Source organism: Kaistia adipata DSM 17808, assembly GCF_000423225.1.
Lineage (GTDB): Bacteria > Pseudomonadota > Alphaproteobacteria > Rhizobiales > Kaistiaceae > Kaistia > Kaistia adipata.
On the sequence record NZ_AUHO01000010.1, the window covers coordinates 419,730 to 444,919 of the forward strand.

20 protein-coding genes are annotated in these 25,190 nt (G+C 63.7%); 11 read left to right on the plus strand and 9 right to left on the minus strand.

The features are described 5' to 3' along the window. Window positions 1-13: 13 nt before the first annotated feature. The 5 genes from G539_RS0110855 to G539_RS0110875 all read right to left on the minus strand — a co-directional run bounded on the left by G539_RS0110855 (window position 14) and on the right by G539_RS0110875 (window position 7,948). Window positions 14-943, minus strand: coding sequence for a DUF2493 domain-containing protein (locus G539_RS0110855; protein WP_029075230.1), 930 nt, complete (start codon window positions 941-943; stop codon window positions 14-16). A gap of 328 nt (window positions 944-1,271) precedes the next feature. After that, complete coding sequence (locus G539_RS0110860) at window positions 1,272-2,333, minus strand: DUF7146 domain-containing protein (RefSeq protein ID WP_029075231.1); 1,062 nt, start codon at window positions 2,331-2,333, stop codon at window positions 1,272-1,274. After that, entirely contained in the window at window positions 2,334-6,680 is a 4,347-nt protein-coding gene (locus G539_RS0110865) for a strawberry notch-like NTP hydrolase domain-containing protein (RefSeq protein ID WP_029075232.1), read from the minus strand. It abuts the gene before it with no gap. Window positions 6,681-6,864: 184 nt separating this feature from the next. Next, entirely contained in the window at window positions 6,865-7,317 is a 453-nt protein-coding gene (locus G539_RS0110870; protein ID WP_029075233.1) for a cupin domain-containing protein, read from the minus strand. A gap of 25 nt (window positions 7,318-7,342) precedes the next feature. Further along, entirely contained in the window at window positions 7,343-7,948 is a 606-nt protein-coding gene (locus G539_RS0110875) for a TetR/AcrR family transcriptional regulator (RefSeq protein ID WP_029075234.1), read from the minus strand. A 354-nt stretch (window positions 7,949-8,302) separates the two neighbouring features. Here G539_RS0110875 and G539_RS24400 point away from each other — a divergent pair, with 354 nt between their 5' ends. Then, window positions 8,303-8,620 (plus strand): PepSY domain-containing protein, encoded by a 318-nt coding sequence (locus G539_RS24400; RefSeq protein ID WP_084639934.1) that lies wholly within the window; start codon window positions 8,303-8,305, stop codon window positions 8,618-8,620. 730 nt (window positions 8,621-9,350) lie between these two features. Here G539_RS24400 and G539_RS27420 read toward each other — a convergent pair. Together G539_RS27420 and G539_RS27425 are read right to left on the minus strand one after the other, a co-directional pair. Continuing rightward, entirely contained in the window at window positions 9,351-9,755 is a 405-nt protein-coding gene (locus G539_RS27420) for a helix-turn-helix domain-containing protein (protein ID WP_210162808.1), read from the minus strand. 6 nt (window positions 9,756-9,761) lie between these two features. Beyond that, a complete protein-coding gene (locus G539_RS27425) occupies window positions 9,762-10,070 on the minus strand; it encodes a cyclic nucleotide-binding domain-containing protein (RefSeq protein ID WP_210162809.1) in 309 nt (102 codons plus the stop codon). A gap of 251 nt (window positions 10,071-10,321) precedes the next feature. On the opposite strand from G539_RS27425, the gene G539_RS27665 reads away from it, so the two are divergent. The 8 genes from G539_RS27665 to G539_RS0110925 are packed head-to-tail and all read left to right on the plus strand — an operon-like array spanning window position 10,322 to window position 22,456. Further along, window positions 10,322-13,045 carry a nitrate/nitrite transporter gene (locus tag G539_RS27665; RefSeq protein ID WP_029075235.1) on the plus strand — a complete coding sequence of 908 codons (2,724 nt, stop codon included), beginning with the start codon at window positions 10,322-10,324 and terminating at the stop codon, window positions 13,043-13,045. Window positions 13,046-13,055: 10 nt separating this feature from the next. Then, window positions 13,056-16,805 (plus strand): nitrate reductase subunit alpha, encoded by a 3,750-nt coding sequence (locus G539_RS0110895; RefSeq protein ID WP_029075236.1) that lies wholly within the window; start codon window positions 13,056-13,058, stop codon window positions 16,803-16,805. After that, window positions 16,802-18,322, plus strand: a complete 1,521-nt coding sequence (gene narH / locus G539_RS0110900) for a nitrate reductase subunit beta (protein ID WP_029075237.1) — start codon at window positions 16,802-16,804, stop codon at window positions 18,320-18,322. The genes G539_RS0110895 and narH overlap by 4 nt, the downstream gene beginning before the upstream one ends. After that, entirely contained in the window at window positions 18,319-19,005 is a 687-nt protein-coding gene (gene narJ / locus G539_RS0110905) for a nitrate reductase molybdenum cofactor assembly chaperone (RefSeq protein WP_029075238.1), read from the plus strand. The genes narH and narJ overlap by 4 nt, the downstream gene beginning before the upstream one ends. Window positions 19,006-19,018: 13 nt before the next feature. Continuing rightward, window positions 19,019-19,756, plus strand: a complete 738-nt coding sequence (gene narI, locus G539_RS0110910) for a respiratory nitrate reductase subunit gamma (RefSeq protein WP_029075239.1) — start codon at window positions 19,019-19,021, stop codon at window positions 19,754-19,756. Beyond that, window positions 19,753-20,589: a peptidylprolyl isomerase gene (locus G539_RS24410; protein WP_051231289.1), complete on the plus strand. Its 837-nt coding sequence runs from the start codon at window positions 19,753-19,755 to the stop codon at window positions 20,587-20,589. Before narI ends, G539_RS24410 begins: the two co-directional genes overlap by 4 nt. Continuing rightward, the gene (locus G539_RS0110920) at window positions 20,586-21,869 is read left to right on the plus strand and encodes a molybdopterin molybdotransferase MoeA (RefSeq protein WP_029075240.1); all 1,284 of its coding nucleotides are present in this window, start codon (window positions 20,586-20,588) and stop codon (window positions 21,867-21,869) included. Before G539_RS24410 ends, G539_RS0110920 begins: the two co-directional genes overlap by 4 nt. A gap of 17 nt (window positions 21,870-21,886) precedes the next feature. Further along, window positions 21,887-22,456: a DUF2478 domain-containing protein gene (locus G539_RS0110925; RefSeq protein ID WP_029075241.1), complete on the plus strand. Its 570-nt coding sequence runs from the start codon at window positions 21,887-21,889 to the stop codon at window positions 22,454-22,456. Between the two features lie 259 nt (window positions 22,457-22,715). On the opposite strand, the gene G539_RS26680 is transcribed toward G539_RS0110925, so the two are convergent. Together G539_RS26680 and G539_RS26685 are read right to left on the minus strand one after the other, a co-directional pair. Further along, window positions 22,716-23,111 (minus strand): ArsR/SmtB family transcription factor, encoded by a 396-nt coding sequence (locus tag G539_RS26680; RefSeq protein ID WP_245576857.1) that lies wholly within the window; start codon window positions 23,109-23,111, stop codon window positions 22,716-22,718. Further along, window positions 23,071-23,583 carry an ArsR/SmtB family transcription factor gene (locus G539_RS26685; RefSeq protein ID WP_245576858.1) on the minus strand — a complete coding sequence of 171 codons (513 nt, stop codon included), beginning with the start codon at window positions 23,581-23,583 and terminating at the stop codon, window positions 23,071-23,073. Before G539_RS26685 ends, G539_RS26680 begins: the two co-directional genes overlap by 41 nt. Between G539_RS26685 and G539_RS0110940 the strand changes: the two genes are divergently transcribed. Both G539_RS0110940 and G539_RS0110945 read left to right on the plus strand, forming a co-directional pair. Beyond that, the gene (locus G539_RS0110940) at window positions 23,575-24,867 is read left to right on the plus strand and encodes an NAD(P)/FAD-dependent oxidoreductase (RefSeq protein ID WP_029075243.1); all 1,293 of its coding nucleotides are present in this window, start codon (window positions 23,575-23,577) and stop codon (window positions 24,865-24,867) included. The genes G539_RS26685 and G539_RS0110940 overlap by 9 nt on opposite strands. Before the next feature lie 36 nt (window positions 24,868-24,903). Then, window positions 24,904-25,107 carry a YgaP family membrane protein gene (locus G539_RS0110945; protein ID WP_029075244.1) on the plus strand — a complete coding sequence of 68 codons (204 nt, stop codon included), beginning with the start codon at window positions 24,904-24,906 and terminating at the stop codon, window positions 25,105-25,107. Window positions 25,108-25,190: the final 83 nt, after the last annotated feature.

Genomic DNA, 25,190 nt, shown 5'->3' on the forward strand with positions numbered 1-25,190 from the left:
TTGCGGCGGCGCTTTACGCGCCGCCGTGCTTCATGACCGGGATGCCAAGCTTGCGGGCCTTATCGGCGAGGTTGTCCTGAATCCCGGTTCCGGGGAAGTGGATGACCCCGATCGGCATGGTGTCGAGCATCGCGTCGTTGCGCTTGAAGGGCGCGGCCTTGGCGTGCTTCGCCCAGTCGGGCTTGAAGGCGACCTGAGTGACCTTGCGGTTGCTGGCCCATTTCGCGGCGATGAGTTCGGCGCCCTTCGGGCTTCCACCGTGCAGCAGCACCATGTCGGGGTGCTTGGCGTGAACCTGATCGAGCTTGGCCCAGATCAAGCGATGGTCGTTGTAGTCGAGACCGCCGGTGAAGGCCACTTTCGGGCCGGGCGGAAGGAGCACCTCGTTCTCGGCGTGCTTTTTCGCGGAGAGGAAGTCGCGGCTGTCGATCATCGCGGCGGTCAGGTTGCGATGGTTGACCATGGAGCCTGTGCGCGGCCGCCAGACCGAGTGGGTGTGGCGCTCGAAGTGATCGGCGGCCTGGTCGCGCATCAACTCGAAGGCGTCGCGCCGTTCGAGAAGGGTCTGCCCCTCTGCCGTCAGGCGCTCCAGCTCGACGGACTTCACCTCGGAGCCGTCCTGTTCCCGCTGAAGGCGGCGCTGCGCGACTTCGTTGTCGTCCAGCTCGCGTTCGATCTGGTCGCCTGCGCGCTGGAAGAGGTTGACCGTGCCCCAGAGCAGTTCTTCGAGGTCAGGTTCGAGGCGGGTGTCCGAGAGCGCCACCACGAGGGCGTCGAAGATGTCGGCGATGCTGCCGGCCACGACATTGCCCTCGGGGAGCGGCCGCGGGTCGGGTTCGTCCTCGAAGGGACGGTAGCCGTAGAGCGCCAGTTCCTGAAGGACGTGATCGGTCGGGGAGGAAGCGTGGTGCGGCTCGTAGTCGGTGTCGTGGTGTTCGGTCATGGTGGTCTGCCTCCGGCTCGTGGCCGCGCCCATCGCGGCCTTCGTGGCGACGAAAGGCGGCGGGCGGGACGGACCTGCACCTGACGCGAAGCGGAAGGCCGGAACGCAGAGGAGGATGACGGGGGCCGGCGATTTTGCCTCGCGATGCAAAGCGTCCGCAGGACGCGGCGGAAAATCGTCGGCAACCGGCATTGCCTGTCCGGCACGGCTGACGCCCCGATCGCCCTCTCAGAAGGCCGTGGGTGTGGCCTCTCCGCGCCGGAGGTAGATCGCCATAGCTGAACCGGCCCGCGATCGCGCGTTGCCGCCGCCACCTGACCGTGATAGATCAGGCCGCCAGCAGCATGAAGCGGGCAATGTCCTGCGAGACAATCTGGTCCCGCAGCCGTGCCGCCAATGCGTCGTGGCCGAGCAGCCTGAGATCTTCGTTGAAGTCGCCGAGGCGTGGTGTGAGCACGACCGTCTCGATCCCGACCGCGCTCGCACGCTCTGTCAGGGTCGCCATCGCACCGTCGCCAGCCGGATCGTTGTCGCGGGCGATGTAGAGCCGCCGCAGCGTCGTCGGGAACAGGATGGCGCTGAGATGGGCCGCCGAGAGCGCCGCCTGTGCCGGCATCCTGGGCAGAACCGAACGGACGGACATCACCGTTTCGATGCCTTCGCCGGCCGTCATCACGTCGCAGCCCATGCCGAACCTGACGGCGTTTCCCAGGAGATCACCCATCGCACGCCGGGGCGTCTCGATCGGCGCACGGCCAAGACGCGCCTCGCTGAAGCCGTCGGGATCGAGCCAGGTGCGGTGCGCCCCCGTGATGACGCCGGCGAGGTCGGTGACGGCAGCGATCATCGCGGGCCATGTCTCGGTCGGTGCGTTCTCGTCGGCCCGATAATAGCAGCGGGGGTGGAAGCGCAGGCTTGCGGTTTCGTGCAAAGCCGTAATGGCGCGACCCCGCAAATAGGTTTCCACGAGCGTCCGCCCGATGGGCTTTGCCATGGCAAAGAGCCGCCGAGAGGCTTCGGGCGATCCTGTCGGCGCCGATGCCGGTCGCCAGTCACGGTTCCCCGGTCCGGGTTCAGGATGCGGCAGCGCCAGGAAGGACCGGGCCTCATCGGCAACGTCCTTGAAGTCGATCAGCCCGCAGCTCTCGCGGATGACGTCGAGAAGATCGCCATGCTCGCCGGTGGCGGAATCGGTCCATTTGCCGGCTGCGCCCTTGCCGGTTTCCGGCCCGGTCAGTCGGACGAACATGGACCGGCCCGGCGTGTTGCGCACGTCGCCGACCTGCCAGTATCGCCCGGCGCGATGGCCGGACGACAGATAGTGACTGCAAACCGCCTCGGCCTTCCGGCCGAGACGGATTGCGAGCTCGCCGGCATCGAGGCGAGCCATTTACGCTGCCTCCTTTTCGCCGATGCGCTCGACCGGCCAGCGTTCGAGCAGCTTTGCGAGTACGACCGGCCCGTTGGCGTCGACCGGCACGAACATCCTGAGCTTCCACGAGATGATTTCGTGGAACAGGCCATCGGCCGAGAGCCGCTCGCGCATGGTGTCGGTGAAGCCTGAGAGTTCGATCCGGTTCGCACCCATGACGCGAGCGCGGCGAAGCTGAAGGCCCTCGGCGAGATCGAGGATGGTCCGACCGTCCATCAGCGCCATGAAGGCGTCATCCGGCGTGAGCGCGGTCGCGCCGGTCGTGGTCGCATTCGCGGCCCAGGCCGGAGAGACCTTGCGGCCGATGATGCGCTCGCCGTCATCGGTCTGGAGGCGATACACCCGCGTCGACTCGTTCGGCAGGCGTTTCCAGATCGGCAGCAGCAAACCGGTGACGACATGGATCGTGTTGTCGGCAAACTCCGGCACCTCGGCGATCTCGGCCGTCCAGGCGGCGGCGAACGCATCCTGATCCGCTTCGATCCAGTGCGTCTCGCCCATCGTCTTCAGCGGGATGTTGTGCCCCTCCATCGGGCGCAGGAGACGCACGCGGCGCTCGATCTCACCGTCGTCGAGCATGGTGCTGGTGGTCGGCACCTGCACGGCGGCGCGGCCGGAACGCTCGTTGACGAGGAGTTTCGCGCGCCAGTCATCGAGGTGGCCGAGCGCGGCGTCCAGCGAGAGCGGACGATTGCGCTCGCGCTGGGTAATTGTAAGCAACCGCGTCTCGGCGCCTGTGCCCGGATGGACATAGATGGTCTTGCGATCGGTGACGATGAACCGCTCGGCGGTCAGCGTCTCCAGCCCGGCGTCATAGGTGCCACTGGTGATGGCCCCCTCGATGCGCGCCGTCAGCAATTGCTCGAAGGCGGTGAACAGGATGCCCTGAAGCTCGATGGTCAGCGCCAGCAGCCGATTGAGGAAGGTGGTGATCGGCGGCAGATCGTCCTTGATGCCGGTCGAATCCATCAGCTTCAGGCCGGTGGCGGACTCGAAGCGGTCGAGCGAGCAGCCCTCGACCTTGCCGCGCACGAGCAGGAGATAGAGCTGGCGCAGTGCATCGCGCGCATAGGGGCTTTCCAGATTGTCCTCGGGCCGGAACAGGCCCTGACCGCCGGTCTGGCGCTGGCCGCGCGTGATCGCGCCCAGCGTGTCGAGACGGCGCGCGATCGTCGAGAGAAAGCGTTTTTCGGCCTTCACGTCGGTCGCGATCGGGCGGAACAGCGGCGGCTGCGCCTGATTGGTGCGATGCGTGCGGCCGAGGCCCTGGATGGCGGCATCGGCCTTCCATCCGGGTTCGAGGAGGTAATGGACGCGCAGCCGCGTATTCCGCGCCGATAGCTCGGCATGGTAGCTGCGCCCGGTGCCGCCGGCGTCCGAGAAGATCAGCACGCGCTTGACGTCATCCATGAACGCCTGCGTCTCGGCGAGATTGGCGGACGCGGCGCGGTTCTCGACCACGAGACGGTCGCCCATGGAGCCGGCACCCGGCTTGCGGACGATCCGGCGCGAGCGGCCCGTCACCTCGGCCACCATCTCGGTCCCGAAATGCTGGACGATCTGGTCGAGCGCGCCGGGGACGGCCGGCAAGCTCGCCAGCTTCTCGATCAGCGCGGTGCGGCGGGCGACGGCCTCCCGGCTCTCGACGGGCTGGCCGTCACGGAAGACGGGACGCGACGAGACCTTGCCGTCACTGTCGGTGAAGGGCTCGTAGAGCTGCACCGGAAAGCTGGTTTCGAGGTAGGACAGGACATATTCGCGCGGCGTGATGTCCGCCCGGATATCGTTCCATTCCTCGGTCGGGATGTCGGCCAGCCGCCGTTCGGTCAGCGCCTCGCCGGTCGAGACGATCTGGATCACGGCCGAATGGCCGGCTTCCAGATCGACGGTGATCGACCGGATCAGGGTCGGGGTTTTCATGCTGGTCAACAGGTGGCCGAAGAACCGCTGCTTGGCGGACTCGAAGGCCGAGCGCGCGGCGGACTTCGCCTGCTTGTTCAGCGTGCCGGACGATCCGGTGATGTTGGCGGCCTCCATCGCCGCGTCGAGGTTGTTATGGATGATCGCGAAGGCCCCGGCATAGGCATCGTAGATGCGGGTCTGCTCCGGCGTCAGAGCGTGCTCGACCAGCTCATATTCCACGCCGTCGAAGGAGAGCGAGCGGGCGGTGTAGAGGCCGAGCGCCCGCAGGTCGCGCGCCAGCACCTCCATCGCCGCGACGCCACCGGCTTCGATGGCCTCGACAAACTCGGCCCTAGTCGCGAATGGGAAATCCTCACCGCCCCAGAAGCCGAGCCGCTGGGCATAGGCGAGATTGTGGACGGAGGTGGCGCCAGTCGCCGAGACATAGGTGACGCGGGCATTCGGGAGCGCGTGCTGGAGGCGAAGCCCGGCGCGGCCCTGCTGCGAGGCGGCGACATCGCCGCGTTCTCCCTTGCCTCCTGCCGCATTGGCCATCGCGTGCGCCTCGTCGAAAATGATCGCTCCATCGAAATCGGAGCCCAACCATTCGACGATCTGCTTGACGCGCGATAGCTTCTCGCCGCGGTCGTCGGAGCGCAGCGTGGCGTAGGTTGTAAATAGGACGCCTTCGCCGAGCGTGATCGGCCGCCCTTGCGGGAAGCGTGACAGCGGCGTGACAAGCAGGCGCTCCATGCCGAGCGCGGACCAGTCGCGTTGGGCATCCTCCAGCAGCTTGTCGGATTTGGAGATCCAGACCGCCTTGCGCCGGCCTTGAAGCCAGTTGTCGAGGATGATCGCGGCGGACTGGCGGCCCTTGCCGACGCCGGTGCCGTCGCCGATGAAGAAGCCGCGCCGGAAGCGCACGGCCTTCTCGGCATCGTCACGCGCGGCGGAGACGAGATCGAAGGTCTCGTCCACCGTCCATGCGCCGGCGAGATAGTCGGAGTGCGCTTCGCCCGCATAGACGAGCGTTTCGAGCTGGGCATCGGACAGAAGCTCGCGGATGTTGGTGGGGAGTTGCGGGCGGTAGCTCGGCTTCGGCGGCGCGACGCTCGCCATCGCCGCCGATTGCACGAGCTTGGTCGGGTGGGCCTGAGACCCGGAAATACGGATCGCCTGCAATCCGTATTCTTCGTAGATCGCGTCCGAGATGCGGCTGTCGTCGTCGGCCCCGACCTCGGCGTCGATAATCTCATAGTCGAGCGCGACGCCATCAGGCTCGGCCATCAGCGTGGCGGGCGCGGTCCTGGCGGCGCGGTTGAGATAGCCGCGCACGCTGCGCGCGGCGGCGGGCGCCGCGGCCTGCACGATGACGGACGGATCGACCGGCAGGCGCGGCGGAAGATGCGCGCCGATCCAGTCCATGAGCGTCGCGGCGTCCGGCGCGGTGCCCGGTGACGCCGGGAAAACCGTGGGATCGTCGGCGGGCAACTTGTCGATGACGGTGAGCCGCGTGGCGAAGGCCGTGCCGTGCTTGGCATAGACCGCGCCGTCGATTCCGGCCGAGAACACGACCCGGCCGCGCTCCTGCAGGCGGGTGAATGCGGCGGTCCAGGCCGGCGCTTCCGGGCCGAAGTTCGCTCCGGTGATCGTCACGAGACGGCCGCCGGGCGCGAGCCGCGCCAGCGCGGAGGCGACATGGCGGAACGCGGCGTCGGCCATGCGGCCATCGACATGGACCATCGCCGAGAACGGCGGGTTCATGAGCACGACGGAGGGCACGGCGGTCGCATCGAGATGATCGTCGATCTGCGCCGCGTCGAAACGGGTGACGGGAATCGCTGGAAAGAGAGAGGACAGGAGCGCGGCGCGCGTGTCGGCCAGCTCGTTGAGCACGAGCGAGCCGCCCGCGAGCTCGGCCAGGATCGCCAAGAGCCCGGTCCCAGCCGAGGGCTCCAGCACGCGGTCGGCGGACGTGATGGCCGCCGCGGTCGCGGCGACCAAACCGAGCGGGATCGGCGTCGAGAATTGCTGGAGCGCCTGGCTCTCCTGCGAACGACGGGTATGGGTCGGCAGAAGACCGGCGATCTTGCCGAGCAGCGGAAGCGCGGCGACCGGAGAACCGGCTTTGCGGAAAAGCGCCTTTCCGTATTTGCGCAGGAAGAGGACGGTTGCGACCTCGCACGCCTCATAGGCTGTCTTCCAGTTCCAGAGGCCCGTGGCGTCGGACGCGCCGAACGCGGTCTCCATGGCGTCACGCAGGATCGCAGTATCGACGCGCTGACCGCGTTCGAGGTGAGGCAGAAGCGCCGTGGCGGCCGCACGGACGGAGGCGGCGGAATCGGAAGGCGCGGCAAGCGGTGCTGCCGACAGCGTATCGGCAAGAGGGAACGGAGCGTTCATCGGGGCATCCTCGGGAGAGCGGAAACGGGCAAGCCCGCCAGCGCTCTCTCTCGGACCGGACGGGCTCAAACCCGTCCCGGCCCCTCTCTATCTCTTACGGATCAGGCGCATCCGTTTCGTCCATGCCCGCCACAATTGAACGAGCGCCCCATTCGATGGAAGGAGCGCTCGTGTCAGGCACCGGTCAGGACGCCATCTGCAAAGCTTCGATACCGTGACGCTGCATGGCAGCGCCAATACGGGCGAAGTCCGGTGCGGCCTGTGGCTCCGTCGTGCCGATCTCCCGGAAGAACGCCGTCATCGAGGGCTCGACCAGTACCAGCATGCGAGCGGATCGATCGCTCTCATTGACATAGTTGTGCGGCGCATAACCGTCGATGCGAACCGAGGTTCCGGCTCTCGCCGCAACGACCTCGGGCGGCTTGCCGGCGGCGAAGTGCCGAATGGTGATCTCGCCGTCGAGTATGTAGAACAGTTCCGGCGAGGCGTGACTGTGTGGCGGCGTGCCGGAACCCGGCGGAATCTCGACCTCGACCAGTTCGAGGTTCGCGCCCGCAGGTCCGCCGAGAAAGCGGATGCGGTCGGCGACAACCCAGCGGGTCTCGCCATCCTGCGCAGATGTTACCTGTATGCTCATTGCCAATATCTCCTGGCTTTTGATGTCATGTCCGCGGTGACGAGCCCGAGGCGACCGCGGACAGGATCGTTTCGAGCGCCCAAGAGGCGGTCTCACCGGCTTGGGCGCCGTCGAGACCGCCGTAGTCCTTGAGGACCTCCCAGGCGGAGGCCGAATAGAGAAGGTGTGCCAGCGCCTCGACCTTTCGGGCTTCGGCCGGCGGAAGGTTTTCGAGAATGGTGGCAAGCGCCCCTGCAAAGCGCAGGCGCCGGGCCGGGATCATGCTCGCCCGCATGGCACGCCCTGTTGGCGAGTGAAGCGAGGCCCGGATCGCCGCCTCATGCGCATCGAAGCGGGGAAAGGCGTCCTGGGGACCGGTGACGATATCCTTGGCGTTGTCCGGGGCGATGGACGTGCCGATCAGCGCGTTGAGCCAGGGCCAGAAAGCGGTCAGCAAGTCGTCCTTCGTCGGAAAATGGCGGAAGACGGTGCGTCTCTGGATGCCAGCCTCCGCGGCGATGGCGTCCATGCTGATCTCGTCCGGAACGGCCGATGTGCTCATCAGACGATAAAGAGCATGAAGGATAGCCTCGCGCGTTTCGCGGACTTTCTCCTCTCGCAGCGGGCTGTTGTAGCTGCGCGTCTCGGCCATGGCTGCCTCCATTGAATTAATGTCACTTCAAATGACACTAATATCGCCGTGAGTCAATTGATGGCATTGATAGTGACATCAAATATGCAACATCAAGAGTGCCCGGCGCGCGCTCGGACCGGAAGGGCTTAAACCCGTCCCAGCGATCCGTTGCGCCGCGCCAAGGGGCAGAGCCCCCAAGCAGTCGGCCCGAGGCGCCCATGCCAACCCATACCGACATGTATCAGAGAAACGGAAGCTGCCCCGGTCGCGCTGACGAAACGCTGACGACACTTCGTGTTGTGCTTCAGTGGCCCGTCAGTTCATCGACGCGTGATCTCCTTCGTGAACAACCGCAACGCAGGAGTTGGAAACATGAGAACGACATTCGCAATGCTAGCGCTGCTCGCGGCATTGCCGGCAACGGCGGCATTTGCCGGTGAGACATGCAATGTCCCACCCCAGCAGAGACAATCCTTCGAGGCCTTGGGGCGGCTTGCGGGCGACTTCGGATGGACCATCGACAGGATGAAGATCGACGACGGCTGCTACGAGCTACGTGTCACCGACGCCAGCGGAAACGTCCTCAAGGTGAAGATCGATCCCGCAACGCTGGAAGTGGTCGACGGCAGCGTCAAGCGGTTCGGCGATGGCAGCAATGGCACTGCAGCACAGGAAACCGAAGTGGACTAGCCGGGGAGACGGCGGAGATGAGCTCGGGTTCAGGGCCGCGTCTCGGTTTTTACGTGCGTGCGGCGGCAACTATCGCCGTCGTTGATCGGGCGATCTCAATCTCTCGCGATGCCAGGTTCGATCGCACTAGCTGCACAATCGCGCCCTCCACGCATGGCTCGCGGCTTCATCCTGATGAGCCATGCAGTGCGAGGATTTTGTGCTGCGGAGATCGGGATGATCTTGCAGCGTCGATGCCATCATACTGGCATGTACAGAACTTCCGATGGCCTTGGGCGACGATAACTGCGCAATACCGCTGATCGACACAACCAGATTGCTTGCATGCGCCGCGTTGGAGCGAGCCCTTTCAGAGGGGTTCAGGTAGAGGGAGAAATGACCAACCTCGCGTCAGTGGGGTAGCCCAAACGTGCCCGGAAAACCTAAATCGTTCATGAGAGCGAAGGAGTTCGCCGCGTCCCGCAAACGACCCATTGTAGAGCGTGGTCAACTCATCCTGCCGGACCTTGGCGGCGTCCCATAGCTCTTGCGGCAGGATGCGCAATTCCGGCGCGTCTTCGTGAACCCATTCGCTTTACGGGTTCAAACGGCAGGCATCACGCCTGGTGTCGGGGGTCTTGAACTTCTTCAGCCGGTTCCAAATCAGCTTTCCGCACTCGCGACTGCGCGCTTCTGGCTGATGACCTCCTCCGAACTGGCCTTGGACCGACGCCTTATCCCTTGGGAACGGCTAAGTTGCGGCAATCGTGGTCTTGATCTGTGGTCCGTCGATCAGCGGATCAGGTTCTGCAACCGCGGCCAGGCGTGTCTGGTCGTTTATCGTCACGCGTGTGCCCTGGATTGCTACGCCATGACCTTTCAGGGCCTTCATAGACCGGGAGAGATTTTCGGGCGTCATGCCCAGATGGGAGGCGAGATGACGTTTCTCTACCGGCAGAATGATCGTGTCTGTATCGCCGTTGCTCTGTGATTGGTAAAGGATATAAGCAGCGAGCCGTTCTTGTGAATTGCGCAATTTCAGGTTCTTGGCATGGCGCACGAAGGTGCGATATCCATTGGCCAATTCCCGCATGCCGGCCATTGCGAAATCCGGATCGCGCCGCAGCGCTACCCGGACGTCAGCGACGGGGATCATGATGATCTACGATCGTTCAAGGGTGCGCGCCGACATCAGATAGGCCTCGTCGCAGACGCAAGCCGCCAGGATAAACGTCGAAACCGGAGAAACGACACCCATTACGGTGCTGCGTCCGTTCCACGTCGCGTACAACTCGACAGACCCTTCGACTATGACGTGAAGGAAGTCGGCATAGTCGCCCTGCCGGATCAATTCCAACTGTTCCGGAAATGTCTGCGCATAGGCGATCTCCATCAAGTTGTCGAAGGTCGGTGTCATCATCTCGCGAAACAGAGGCAGACGACGTAGGCGCGACTTCTCATCTTCATGCATGACGTTTCCCTACACGCAGAGTGCTTGATATTTATCAAGCACTAAGCTGCGGATTGTCAATCGGGGCAAGGTCCATGGCCGATTATTTGGCCGAATATGTACGAAGATCCAAGGTGTTCCCTGCGACAAAAACGCCCTACCGAGTCCAGACCCGTCTCAGTTGACGAAGATCAAAGACGCGTGCCTTCGCGCATGTTTCATTGGCAATGAAATAGTCCATCCAGCCACCGGAACCGACCGGGAGCCAAGCCATGACAGACTATATCATGCCGAGCCGTCGCGATCAGCAAAGAGCCCTCTGGCTCAGCACTATCGCCTTCACGCTATGCTTCGCGGTTTGGACAATCTTCTCCATCATCGGGTTGTCCATCAAGGGCGAGCTTGGTCTTTCCGAATTCGAATATGGCGTTCTGATCGCCACGCCGGTGCTGACCGGCTCGATAATAAGGCTGATACTCGGAGTCTGGACGGAACGCTACGGCGGACGGCTGGTATTTTCGGCCCAGATGATCTTGACCGGTGCGGCGACCTTCGCGCTGACCTTTGCCGACAGCTACCTTACTTTCCTGCTCGCAGCGCTGGGCGTTGGCTTGGCGGGGGGCTCCTTCATCATCGGTGTCGCCTATGTCACCAAATGGTATCCGCAGGCGCGACAGGGCACCGCACTCGGCGTATTCGGCATGGGCAATATCGGCGCGGCGGTGACGACGTTCCTTGCCCCATTCGTGCTGATTGCCTGGGGCTGGCAAGGCGTAGCGGAGCTGTGGGCGACGGTCATCGCCGGTATGGGCGTCGTCTTCTATCTACTGGCCAAGGACGATCCTGATTTTATCGCGCGGCGAGCCCAAGGCATCGCTGCGCCGAGCCTTGCTGAGCAGTTCGCGCCGCTGAAGAAGCTTCAGGTCTGGCGCTTCTCGCTCTATTACTTCTTCGTGTTCGGCGGGTTCGTCGCACTGGCGCTCTGGCTGCCGTATTATCTCGTACAGGTCTATGGCGTGGATGTGCGCACGGCCGGTGTCGCCGCAGCCATCTTCAGCCTGGCCGCCAGTATCTTCCGCGCCTATGGTGGGGTGCTGTCCGACCGTTTCGGCGCCCGCGCTGTCATGTACTGGACGCTGGGTTTCTCGCTGCTGTTTCTGTTCATGCTGTCCTACCCGCCGACGGAGTATGTCATCCGCGGCAAGAACGGCCCGATCGCCTTTTCGACCGAGATGGGCCTGTGGCCGTTCGTGGCAACGCTGTTCGGACTGGGCTTCTTCATGAGCCTAGGCAAGGCGGCCGTCTTTCGACACATCCCGATTTATTACCCCAAGCATGTTGGCTCGGTCGGCGGCCTCGTCGGCATGATCGGTGGTCTGGGCGGCTTCGTCCTGCCCATCGTCTTCGGCGCGCTGCTCGACGTCACCGGCATCTGGACCTCGGCCTTCGTGCTGCTGCTGCTGATCGTCGCCGTATCGCTCGGCTGGATGCATCTTTCGATCCGGGCCATGGAACGGCAGGCGCAAGGCGCAGCCCTTGATCGGCTGCCGAATTTCCCGGAGTTGGCCGAGCTCCACGATCCCGAACGCACGGTCATGCCGCATGTGATCGAGGACTGGCGACCGGAAGATCCGCAATTCTGGAATGACAAGGGAAAGCGTATCGCAAGGCGCAATCTGTGGATATCGATCCCAGCGCTGCTGTTGGCCTTCGCGGTCTGGATGGTCTGGTCTGTCGTCGTTTCGCGGCTTCCGGCCATCGGCTTCGGCTTCACCCAGGACCAGCTGTTCTGGCTGGCGGCGTTGCCGGCGCTGTCGGGGGCTACGCTGCGCATCTTCTACAGCTTCATGGTGCCGATCTTCGGCGGAAGGCTGTGGACGACATTGTCCACCGCCTCGCTGCTGATTCCCGCCATGGGCATCGGTTATGCTGTGCAGAATCCGTCCACGCCCTATCTGATCTTTGCGGTGCTGGCGTTGCTGTGCGGGTTCGGCGGCGGCAACTTCGCTTCCTCCATGGCCAATATCAGCTTCTTCTTCCCGCGGGCCGAGAAGGGCAACGCCATGGGGCTGAACGCGGGACTCGGCAATCTCGGCGTCTCCGTCATGCAGTTCCTGGTGCCGCTGGTCATCACCGCGGGCGTATTCGGCGCCGTTGGCGGCGCGCCGCAGCAATTGTCGCATGGCGGCCAGATCTGGATGCAGAATGCCGGCTTCGTCTGGGTGCCCTTCATCCTGGCCTCGACGGCGGCGGCCTGGCTGGGGATGAACGATCTGGCCGATGCGCGGGCGAGTTTCCGCGAACAGGCGGTGATCTTCACCCGCGCGCAGAACTGGGTGATGTGCCTGCTCTATGTCGGCACCTTCGGGTCCTTCATCGGCTATTCCGCCGGTTTCCCGCTCCTGTCCGGGCTGGCGTTTCCGCATGTGAACGCGCTGCAATTCGTGTTCCTCGGGCCGCTGATCGGCGCGCTCAGCCGCGCCGGCAGCGGCTGGCTCGCCGACCGGGTCGGCGGCGGCCGCGTCACCTTCTGGGTGTTCGTCGGCATGATCGCCTCGGTGCTGGTGGTGATCCGCGGGCTCGAAAGCGCATCCTTCGCCATGTTCTTCGCCGGCTTCATGGCGCTGTTCTTCTTCACCGGGATCGGCAATTCCTCGACCTTCCAGATGATCCCGGTCATCATGCGCAAGGAGATTGCGCGCCTCTATCCCGACGAGGGCGCGGTCGAGCAGCGGCGGCGCTCCGAGCGCGAGGCGGCCGCCATCGTCGCGTTTACCAGCGCCATCGGGGGCTATGGCGGCTTCTTCATCCCGAAAGCCTACGGCACCTCGATAGGGCTGACGGGGACACCGTTGGCTGCGCTCTGGGCCTTCCTCGCCTTTTACGTCCTGTGCCTCGTCGTCACCTGGGCCGTCTACACCCGCCGCGGCGGCCTCCTGCACGATATTGAGCGCCGCCGCGCTATGCCAGCCGCCCTTCCAGCCGAGATAAATTGAGGAGACAGCCATGAGCCAGTTGATGGATCGATTGAACTTCCTGACCTCGCTGCGCAAGGATACCTTCGCCAACGGCCATGGCCAGACGACGATCGAGAACCGCGATTGGGAAGACGTCTATCGCCGGCGCTGGCAGCACGACAAGATCGTGCGCTCCACCCACGGCGTGAACTGCACCGGCTCCTGCTCATGGAAGATCTATGTCAAATCCGGCATCGTGACCTGGGAGACGCAGCAGACCGACTATCCGCGCACGCGGCCGGACATGCCCAACCACGAACCGCGCGGCTGCGCGCGCGGCGCCTCCTATAGCTGGTATCTCTACAGCGCCAACCGGGTGAAGACGCCGCTCGTGCGCGGCCGGCTGATGCGGCTGTGGCGCAAGATGCGCAGGACCATGAGCCCGATCGCGGCCTGGACCGCGATCCAGGACGATCCGGTGGCGCGCGAAAGCTATACGCGCATTCGCGGCAAGGGCGGTTTCGTGCGGGCGAGCTGGGACGAGGCGGTCGAGATCGTCGCCGCCGCGAATGCCTATACGACGAAGAAATACGGCCCCGACCGGGTGTTCGGCTTCTCGCCGATCCCGGCCATGTCGATGGTGTCCTACGCGGCCGGCACCCGCTATCTGTCGCTCTTGGGCGGCACCTGCATGTCGTTCTACGACTGGTATTGCGACCTGCCGCCCGCCAGCCCTCAGACCTGGGGCGAGCAGACCGACGTGCCGGAATCGGCCGACTGGTACAATGCCGGCTACCTGATCCTATGGGGCTCGAACGTGCCGCAGACGCGCACGCCGGACGCCCATTTCTACACCGAGGCGCGCTACAAGGGCACCAAGAGCGCCGTCGTCTGCCCGGACTATTCGGAAGCCGCCAAGTTCTCCGACATCTGGCTGAACGCCAAGCAGGGCACGGACGCCGCGCTCGGCATGGCCTTCGGTCACGTCATCCTGCGCGAGTTCCATCTCGACCGGCAGGTCGCCTATTTCGAGGATTACTGCCGCAAATATTCCGACATGCCGATGCTGGTGCGCCTCGACCGCCAGGGCGGCCGGCTGGTTCCCGGCCGGCAGTTGCGGGCCGCCGATTTCGCCGGCGGGCTGGGCGAGACCAACAATCCTGACTGGAAAACCGTCGGGATCGATGAAGTTTCCGGCAAGATCGTCGTTCCGAATGGCTCCATCGGCTTCCGCTGGGGCGAGACGGGGAAATGGAACCTCGAGCAGAAGGCCGGCAAGGACGACATCCGTCTCACGCTCAGCCTGATCGGCGAAGCGGATCACGACGAGGTCGCCGGCGTCGATTTCCCCTTCTTCGGCGGCGCGGCTAGCAACGGTTTCGAGGTCGACAGCCGCGGCGAGGTGCTGACCCGCAACGTGCCGGCGAAGCGCCTCAAGCTGGCCGACGGCGAGGAGGTGCTGGTCGCCACGGTCTTCGATCTCTTTTGCGCCAATTACAGCCTCGACCGGGGCCTCGGCGGCGCGCATGTCACGGCGGATTACGATGCCGACGTGCCGTTCACGCCGGCCTGGGCCGAGCGCATCACTGGCGTGCGCCGCGACAAGATCATCCAGGTGGCGCGCGAATTCGCCGCCAATGCCGAAAAGACCAATGGCCGCTCCATGATTATCATCGGCGCCGGCATGAACCACTGGTTCAACATGGACATGAATTACCGCGCGGCCATCAACATGCTGGTGATGTGCGGCTGCGTCGGCCAGTCGGGCGGCGGCTGGTCGCATTATGTCGGCCAGGAGAAGCTGCGCCCGCAGACCGGTTGGACGGCGCTCGCCTTCGCGCTCGACTGGGCGCGCCCGCCGCGCCACATGAACGCCACCTCGGCCTGGTACGCCCATACCGACCAGTGGCGCTACGAGACGGTCGGCGCGGCCGAAATCCTGTCGCCGACGGCCCCGGCCGGCGATTGGCACAAGCTCAGCCTGATCGACTACAATATCCGCGCCGAGCGCATGGGCTGGCTGCCCTCGGCGCCGCAGTTGAAGACCAATCCGCTCGAGGTCGGCCGCGCGGCCAAGGCCGCCGGCGTCGAGGCGAAGGATTATGTCGCCGAGAGGCTGAAATCCGGCGCGTTGCAGATGTCCTGCGAGGACCCGGACGCGCCCGAGAACTGGCCGCGCAACCTGTTCGTCTGGCGCTCGAACCTGCTCGGCTCCTCCGGCAAGGGCCATGAATATTTCCTCAAGCACCTGCTCGGCACCGATCACGGCGTGCAGGGCAAGGATCTGGGCGCCGAGGGCGGCGCGAAGCCGGTCGAAGCCGTCTGGCGCGACCAGGCGCCAGAAGGAAAGCTCGACCTCCTGGTGACGATCGACTTCCGCATGTCGACCACCGCCGTCTATGCCGACATCGTGCTGCCGACGGCGAGCTGGTACGAGAAGGACGACATGAACACGTCCGACATGCACCCGTTCATCCACCCCCTGCAGGCGGCGGTGGACCCGGCCTACGAGTCGAAGACCGACTGGGAAATCTTCAAGGCGATCGCGAAGAAATTCTCGGAAGTCGCGCCAGAGATCCTTGGGCTGGAGACGGATGTGGTGCAGTTGCCGCTGCAGCACGACAGTCCCGGCGAGCTGGCGCAAGGCCTGGTGCGCGACTGGAAACAGGGCCAGTGCGACCTGATCCCCGGCCGCACGGCGCCGGCCTATATCGCGATCGAGCGCGATTATCCGAACATTTACAAGCGCTTCACTGCCATCGGGCCGCTGATGGAGAAGATCGGCAATGGCGGCAAGGGCATCGCCTGGGACACGAAGGAGGAGGTGCATCACCTCAAGGCGCTGAACGGCACCGTGACCGAGGAGGGCGCGACCAAGGGCATGGCAAGGCTCGACACGGCCATCGACGCCGCCGAGATGATCCTGATGCTCGCCCCCGAGACCAACGGCGAGGTGGCGGTGAAGGCGTGGGACGCGCTCAGCAAGGCGACCGGCCGCAGCCATCGCCATCTGGCCGAGGTCAAGGAGGACGAGAAGATCCGCTTCCGCGACATCGCCGCGCAGCCGAGGAAGATCATCTCCTCGCCGACATGGTCGGGCATCGAGAGCGAGGAGGTCTGCTACAATGCCGGCTGGACCAATGTGCACGAATTGATTCCGTGGCGCACCGTCACCGGCCGGCAGCAGCTCTATCAGGACCATGAATGGATGCGGGCCTTCGGCGAGGGCTTCGTCACCTGGCGGCCGCCCTTGGACCTGAAGACGGTGGGCGAGGCGGCGAGACGGCCGCTGGCGGCGGGCGAGCCGCATGTGGTGCTGAACTTCCTCACCCCGCACCAGAAATGGGGCATCCACTCCACCTATACCGACAACCTCCTGATGCTGACGCTCAACCGCGGCGGCCCGGTGGTGTGGATTTCCGAGGTCGACGCCAAGAAGGCCGGGCTGGTCGACAACGACTGGGTCGAGGTCTTCAACCTCAACGGCGCCATCACCGCGCGCGCGGTGGTCAGCCAGCGGATGAAGGAGGGCTCGATGTTCATGTATCACGCGCAGGAGAAGATCGTGAACACGCCCGGCAGCCAGGTGACCGGCAAGCGCGGCGGCATCCACAACTCCGTCACCCGCATCGTGCTGAAGCCCACCCACATGATCGGCGGCTATGCCCAGCTTGCGTATGGCTTCAACTATTACGGCACGGTCGGCTCCAACCGCGACGAGTTCGTGATCGTGCGCAAATTGTCCAAGGTCGATTGGCTCGACCAGCCCGCAATCCAGACGACGGAGGCCGCGGAATGAAGGTACGTGCTCAAATCGGAATGGTGCTGAACCTCGATAAATGCATCGGCTGTCACACCTGCTCCGTCACCTGCAAGAACGTCTGGACCAGCCGTGAAGGCGTGGAATACGCCTGGTTCAACAATGTCGAAACCAAGCCGGGTATCGGCTATCCCAAGGACTGGGAGAACCAGAAGCGCTGGAACGGTGGCTGGAGGCGAACAAAAAGCGGCGCTCTGCAACCGAAGCAGGGCGGAAAATGGCGCATTCTTGCCAATATCTTTGCCAATCCCGACCTGCCCGAGATCGACGATTTCTACGAGCCGTTCGATTTCGACTACGACCACTTGAAATCCGCGCCGGAAATGAAGGCGTTCCCGACCGCACGCCCGCGCTCGAAGATTTCCGGCGAGCGCATGGAAAAGATCGAGTGGGGGCCGAACTGGGAGGAAATCCTCGGCGGCGAGTTCGAGAAGCGCTCGAAGGACTATAATTTCGAAGGCATCCAGAAGGAGATCTACGGCCAGTACGAGAACACCTTCATGATGTATCTGCCCAGGCTGTGCGAGCATTGCCTCAACCCGGCCTGCGTCGCCTCCTGCCCGTCCGGCGCGATCTACAAGCGCGAGGATGACGGCGTCGTGCTGATCGACCAGGAGAAATGCCGGGGCTGGCGCATGTGCGTGTCGGGCTGCCCCTACAAGAAAATCTACTACAACTGGTCGACCGGCAAATCCGAGAAATGCACGCTGTGCTATCCGCGGCTGGAAAGCGGTCTGCCAACCGTCTGCTCGGAAACCTGCGTCGGCCGCATCCGCTATCTGGGTGTCATGCTCTACGATGCAGACCGCATCGCCGATGCCGCGAGCGTGGAGAATGAGAAGGACCTCTACGACGCGCAGCTCGGCGTCTTCCTCGATCCGAACGACCCCCAAGTGATCGCGGCAGCGCGCGCCGAGGGCATCCCCGAGGATTGGATCAAGAGCGCGCAGAACTCGCCGATCTGGAAAATGGCGATGGAGTGGAAGATCGCCTTCCCGCTGCATCCCGAATACCGCACCCTGCCGATGGTCTGGTACGTGCCACCGCTGTCGCCGATCCAGAATGCGGCCGAGGCGGGACGGATCGCCGCGCAGGACGACATGCCGGACGTGCGCTCCTTGCGCATTCCGGTGCGCTATCTCGCCAATATGCTGACGGCCGGAGACGAGGCGCCGATCGTCTCGGCACTGGAGCGAATGCTGGCCATGCGCTCCTACATGCGCTCCAAGACCGTGGACGGCGTCGTCAATCTCGGTGTCGCCAAGCGGGTCGGCATGGTGCCGCAGCAGATTGACGAGATGTACCAGTTGCTGGCGATCGCCAATTACGAGGACCGCTTCGTCATCCCGACCACGCATCGCGAGCTGGTCGAGGATGCCTACGACCTCAGGAGCGGCTGCGGTTTCACCGACGGCAACGGCTGCTCGGCGGGCCATTCGGGTCAGTCGCTGTTCGGGGCCAAGAAGTTTCGCAGCCCGCAGGAGTTCATCGCATGAAGACCTTCAAGGCGCTGTCGGCCCTGCTCAGCTATCCGAGTCACGATCTTCAGGAGGCGATTCCGGTGATCCGGGCGATCCTCGCCGAAGGTGTCGTGACGCCAGCCGCTGCCACCGCCCTGGAGCCGCTGCTCGCTTCACTGGAAAACGGCGATCTCTACGATCTGCAGGAGCGCTACGTACTGCTGTTCGACCGTTCCCGCACCCTGTCGCTCAACCTGTTCGAGCATATCCATGGCGAAAGCCGCGACCGGGGCGGGGCGATGGTCGACCTGCTGGAAACCTACCGCGCCGGCGGCTTCGATCTGGCGGGACCGGAGCTGCCCGACCACCTGCCGGTGTTGCTGGAGTTTCTCTCGATGCGGCCGCTGGCCGAGGCGCGCGAAATCTTGGCCGATGCGGGTCATATCCTGATCGCGCTCGCCGAGCGGCTGGCGCGGCGGGAGAGCGTCTATGCCGCCGTTTTCGAGGGGCTGGTCAAGCTTTCCTCCGCCGATCCAGCGGCCGAGGAGGCACAGGCCCTGCTGGCGCAACAGGACGACAACCCGGAGGATCTCGCCGCCCTCGACGCGGTCTGGGAAGAAGCGCAGGTGACCTTCGGCCCGGACCCGAACGCCGGCTGCCCGGTCAGCCGCGACATTCTTGCCCGCATGGAGCCCGCACCGGCGCGGGCCGCTCGGTGAACAGGAGACCGCCATGCATAATTTCGTCTTCGGCATCTATCCCTATATCGCCATCACGGTGATGGTGATGGCCAGCATCGCCCGCTATGAGCGCGACCCCTTCACCTGGAAGTCCAAGTCGAGCCAGCTGCTGCGCAAGCGCCAGTTCATCGCCGGTTCGGTGCTGTTCCATGTCGGCATCCTGACGATCTTCGGAGGCCATCTCGTTGGGCTGCTCACGCCGATCCAGGTGTTCGATTTTCTCGGCGTCAGCCACGAGGCCAAGCAGATTCTCGCCATCTCCGCCGGCGGCATCGCTGGAATCATGACCCTTGTCGGCGGCACGCTGCTGTTACATCGCAGGCTGTTCGATCCGCGCATCCGCGCCAATTCCACGCTCGCCGATACCGGCATCATGGTGCTTTTGATGGCCCAACTCCTGCTTGGGCTTGCCACCATCATCGTTTCGCTCGGCCATCTCGATGGCACGGAGATGGTGAAGTTCATGAACTGGGCGCAGGCGATCATCTATATGCGCGCTGGCGCTGCGAACTTTATCGTCGACGTCAATCCGCTGTTCAAGGCGCATATCGCCCTCGGGCTGACCATCTTCCTGCTGTTCCCCTTCACCCGGCTCGTTCACATGTTCTCGGCGCCGGTGCGCTATTTGTGGCGGCCGGGCTACCAGATCGTGCGCTCGCGGCGCGGCGCCAAACCCGCGCCGACCGGGCTTACGCCACTGCCGGGGCCGCGCATGGAGCCGGGCGAATGATTATCCTGGATCGCACCGCCCGGCCGGAGCCGGTCACGGTCAACGGCGTGACCATCGCCCCCGAAGCCATTGCCGCCGAGGCGCAGAACCATCCGGCGCCCAAAGGTCAGCCCGGCTTTGCCTGGCGGGCGGCGGCGCGGGCGCTGGCGCTACGCGAGACGCTCCTGCAGGAGGCGCGCGCGCACGACATCGCGCCCGAGCCGATCGAGCTGGAAGAAGGGAAGTGGGAGACCGAAGAGGAAGCACTAATCCGCCAGCTGTTCGAGCGCACGATTGCCCCGGCTCCGGTCAACGAGGCGCCGCTGCGCGCGCTCTACGATGCGGCGCCCGACCGGTTCCGCGGGCCATCGCTGTTCGAGGCCGCGCATATCCTCTTCGCCGCTGCGCCCGGCGACGCCGCCGGCAGGGCGTCGGCGCGCCAGCAAGCGGAAGCCGTGCTGGCGAACCTGCAGCGCGACCCCCGCCGCTTCGCTGAGCTGGCGGGCGAGTTCAGCGCCTGCTCTTCCCGCGCCAATGGCGGGATGCTGGGCCAACTCGCCTCAGGCGATACGGTGCCGGAATTCGAAGCAGCGCTGTGTTCCATGGAGGAACAAAGCATCTCCGACGCGCCAGTAGAAAGCCGCTATGGGTTCCACCTGATCCGGCTTGACGCGCGTGTGCGTGGCGAGGTCTTGCCGTTCACGACCGTTCTGCCACATCTGCGCCAAGCGCAGGAAAAGGCAGATTGGGTGCGGGCGAGCCGCGCCTATGTCGAGGAGCTCGCGGCACGGTACCAGGTGGCGGGCGTCGATTTTGCAGGCCACCCCGCCGGGGAGGTGAAATTTTCGAAATGAACGACGCCCCCGCCCTGTCCGATCCCTTCCTTTGCGGCTGCGAAATCAAGCCTGAGATGGGCGCGCTGATTTCCGTCGACGCAGCTCTTCGCCGGGCTTTGGCGCTGGTCAAGCCAGTCGCGCAGGTGGAACGGCTGCCGCTGGAAAGGGCGCATGGCAGGGTACTGGGCGAGGCTGTGCGGTCGGGCGTCTCGCTCCCACTGTTCGACAGTTCCGCCATGGATGGTTACGCCGTCCGGCTTGCCGACCTTGCTGGCGAGGGGCCGTGGCGGCTGCGGGTGTCAGGGCGAGTGGCGGCCGGCGATACCGACAGCGGGCCGCTTCCGGCCGGCGCGGTGTTGCGCATCTTTACCGGTGCGGCCATCCCTCCGGGATGCGATGCGGTAGTCATCCAGGAGTTAGCACGGCTGGAAGGCGATACCGTCGAGATACAAAGGCGTCCCCGACCGAACGAAAATATTCGGCGCGCCGGTGAGGACCTGGTACTCGGTTCTGAATTTCTGCCAGTCGGCTGTCGCATAGGACCGCGCGTGGCTGCACTGCTCGCAGCGGCCGGTTGCAGCGAGGTGGTCGTCAGGCGTCGTATCCGGGTCGCCTTCTTCAGCACCGGCTCGGAATTGCGCGCACCGGGAACGCCGTTGGCGCCAGGGCAGATCTGGAACGCCAACCGCTATCATCTCCAGGGTTCCCTTGATCTTCCGTGGGTAGAGACAATCGACATGGGCGCCGTTCCCGACCAGCCCGACCGGTTGCGTGAAGCGCTGGAGCAGGCTTCCCGCGATGCCGATCTGGTAGTGACCACCGGCGGAGTCTCCGTGGGGGATGAGGACCATATGCCCGCAGTGCTCAACGCCGCAGGCGGCAAGATTCACGTTATGAAAGTAGCGATGAAGCCCGGTAAGCCGCTCATCATCGGCCTCCTCGGTTCGGCGCTTTACATTGGTTTGCCGGGCAATCCGGTTTCAGCTTTCGTCGCCTGGTATGTAATCGGAGCGCGTATCGCAGAGGCGCTGGCGGGTATCCGGAAGGCAAGGCCACCACGCTGCGTCGTGCGCGCGGACTTCGATCGCATCCGGAACCCGGGCCGTTGCGAGTTCCTGCCGGCCCGTCTCGGCAGCTATGACGAAGACGGAACCAGAAACGTGGAGATTACAGCCTCAGCCGTATCGCATCGGGTGGCGCTTCTGGCACAAGCCGATGGGCTGCTGCTGATCCCCTCGGAAACCCACCACATCCAGCGTGGCGATATGCTGGAATTTCTGCCGTTTTCGGACGGCTGAACCCGAGGGAGAACGCGATGAAGCTTGGCTATGTAACCATGCGGGGTCGCGGTCGGATCGACCTTCTTCTGGCCGACGTCGTCGACCGGCTTGAAGCGCATGGCGTGGCCCTGGCGGGCACCGTACAGACCAATATCGACCGAAGTGATCGCCCTCGGTGCGACATGGATCTGCGGTTGCTACCCGACGGTCCGGTGGTGCGCATCAGCGTTGACCGCGGTGCCCACGCGCGGGGCTGCCGACTGGATGCCGGTGTGTTGGAGCAATCGGTGCTGTGGGTTTCGAACGCTCTGGACGATGCCGAGATGCTGGTGGTCAACAAATTCGGCAAGCAGGAAGCGGAGGGCAAGGGTTTGACCGGTACGATCGCGGACGCTCTCGAACGCGGTCTTCCGGTACTCGTAGGTGTAAACGGTCTGAACCTGCCAGCCTTCTTAGAATTTGCCGGGGGAATGGCGCAGGAGTTGGCACCAGATGCGGCACTGATCGTGGACTGGTGCTTCGCCATCCTGACAGGGATAGGCTCGAAGAACGAGTTCAATCAGTTGGAGAGTTCGATGCGTTCGGCGCCGATCAGCTCCCGGTAATAAAAATACGGCTGGAAAGACCAGGACACAGGGCAAAGTATAAATCTAGGCCGCCGGCTTTCCGGGCAGGTTGATGTACAGCGCGCGGCCTCCTATCCCTACGGTCTGGCGCGATAGGTTGGTGGTTGGAACCCGAGACAGGCCTGCCCGGCGTATCAGTTCACCAAAACGCGAAAGCTCCCGGGCCATGAGTTCGCGCAAGATTTCTGGTGTGGGGTCGGGCGGCGCATAGCCGAAGCCAATTCAAAAGCAGCCGTTATCAGCATTTCTGTTGCAGCAATCGATCGATGCCATTCAACGAGCGCATGATCGAGGGATGGTCCGAAATACTGTAAAGGATGTGCCGTCCATCGCGGCGCGTGCGAACAAATCCTGCGTTACGAAGTTTCGCCAGATGCTGCGAGAGCGATGGTTGCCTGATATCGAGACCTATCCCGATTTCTTCTACCGAATGCTCTCCACCGGTCAGCAAGTAGTGAAGAATGAGCAAGCGCTTGTCGTTTGCGAGTAGTTTCAAGAAAGCTGCGGCTTCGTCCTTCCTCATCAACGCAACGCAAATGCGTTGAAGCTCTGGAAAGAAGGATGGTTGATCCGGCAAACCGGAATTGCCGGGCTCAAGCTGGGTTGCCGTTCGCTTGCTTCGCTGCTCCATCATCATTTCCTCCATTCGCCGGACCGCTTCGCGGCTGTTTGCCGCTGCCTGGTGGGCAGAACGCGTCGTGCAAAGCCTGCACGACAGTCAGGATCTCCGGTCGGACAATCGAGTAATAGACAGTCGTTCCCTCGCGCCGCGCCTCGACCAGCCCGTCCGCTCTCAACCGCATAAGTTGTTGCGACATCGGCACTTGTTCGATTGCCAGTCCTTGCCGCAGTTCGGCGACCGATCGTTCACCATCGACCAGCGCACACAGAACGAGCAGCCGCTGGGGGTGCGACAGACTGCGCATCAATTCGGCGGCCTTTTCGGCGGCCGGTATCATTTCTTCTACATTCATATCCTTGAATTTAAAACCTTTGAATGTTAGATGCAAGCCATAAAGCTTGGAAGCGTCTGAATTGAATGGTCTCCGGCAACCAGAAATGGGCAGACCGATCATAGAAACAGCGGAGCGAAAGCCATGACTCATATTGTCATTCTCGGCGCAGGCCTCGGTGGAATCATCATGGCCTATGAGATGAAACGCAAGCTCCGGCGTGACGATCGTCTGACTGTCGTCAATCTCGGCTCCAGCTATTCCTTCGTTCCTTCCAATCCCTGGGTCGCGGTTGGCTGGCGGCAGCCGCAGGACATAACCGTCGATCTCGTTCCCGTTCTGAAGCAGCATGGAATCGCACTCAGGCCCGAGGGAGCACGTCGGGTCCAGCCCGCGCAAAACCGCGTCGAACTCAATGACGGCTCCCTTCTCGATTATGACTTCCTGATCATTGCTACCGGCCCCGCCCTTGCCTTCGATGAGGTGCCGGGCCTGGGCCCCGATGCTCATACCCAATCCATCTGCCAGATCGGCCATGCGACCCAAGCGAAGACCGCATTCGACGCACTGGTGAAACGGCCCGGTCCCATCGTCGTTGGAGCTGTGCAAGGCGCCTCCTGCTACGGTCCGGCCTACGAGTATGCCTTCATCCTCGACACGGCGCTGCGCAATGCGCGGGTGCGGGATCAGGTTCCGATAACCTTCGTCACGCCCGAGCCCTATATCGGCCATCTCGGGCTTGATGGCGTTGGCGACACCAAGGGGCTGCTCGAAAGCGCCTTGCGCGAACGTCACATCAAGTGGATCACCAATGCCCGGACGACGACGGTCGAGCCTGGCAAGCTGATCGCCGAAGAGGTCCACGACGATGGCACCGTCAAGACAACTCATGAGCTGCCCTTCGCCTTCTCGATGATGCTGCCGGCCTTCCGCGGTGTGCCGGCGATCGCTGGTATAGAAGGGCTGACCAATCCGCGCGGTTTCGTCCTCATAGACAAGCACCAGCGCAATCCGGCTTTCCCGAATGTCTTCGGCATCGGGGTCTGCGTTGCCATTCCGCCGGTCGGCAAGAGCCCGCTCGCGGTCGGCGTGCCGAAGACCGGCTTCATGATCGAATCCATGGTGACAGCGACGGCCGAAAATATTGCCGCGCTGCTGAAGGGGGAGGAGCCCAGGGCCGTCGCGACCTGGAACGCGGTCTGTCTCGCCGATTTTGGCGATGATGGCATTGCCTTCGTCGCGCAGCCGCAAATTCCCCCGCGCAACGTGAACTGGGCGTCACGCGGCAAATGGGTCCATGCCGCCAAGATCGGCTTTGAGAAATACTTCCTGCTCAAGGTGCGGCAGGGCAAGGCTGAGACGTTCTACGAAAATCTCGTGCTCAACATGCTTGGCGTTGGGAAGCTGAAGGACATCCGCATCGAGACTACCGAGTAATTTCCAACCTGAGTTCTCAACATAGGAGTATTCAAAATGACGATCGATCGCGCCGTGCTGATGTTCGCGGGGTTCATGGTTCTGTTGTCCCTGGCGCTCGGCTTTTATGTCTCGCCCTGGTGGTATCTGCTGAACGTCTTCGTCGGCTTCAATCTGATCCAATCGTCGATCACCGGGTTTTGCCCGGCGGCGATCCTGTTCAGGAAGCTCGGCTGCCCGGCAGGCATCGCGTTCAAATAGCAGTCAAGTATTCCTGTTTGCCACCGTCGCGTGGAGCGCCGGTCTTCTTTGGAAGCAATCCCTTCATGTATCGACCGATCCCT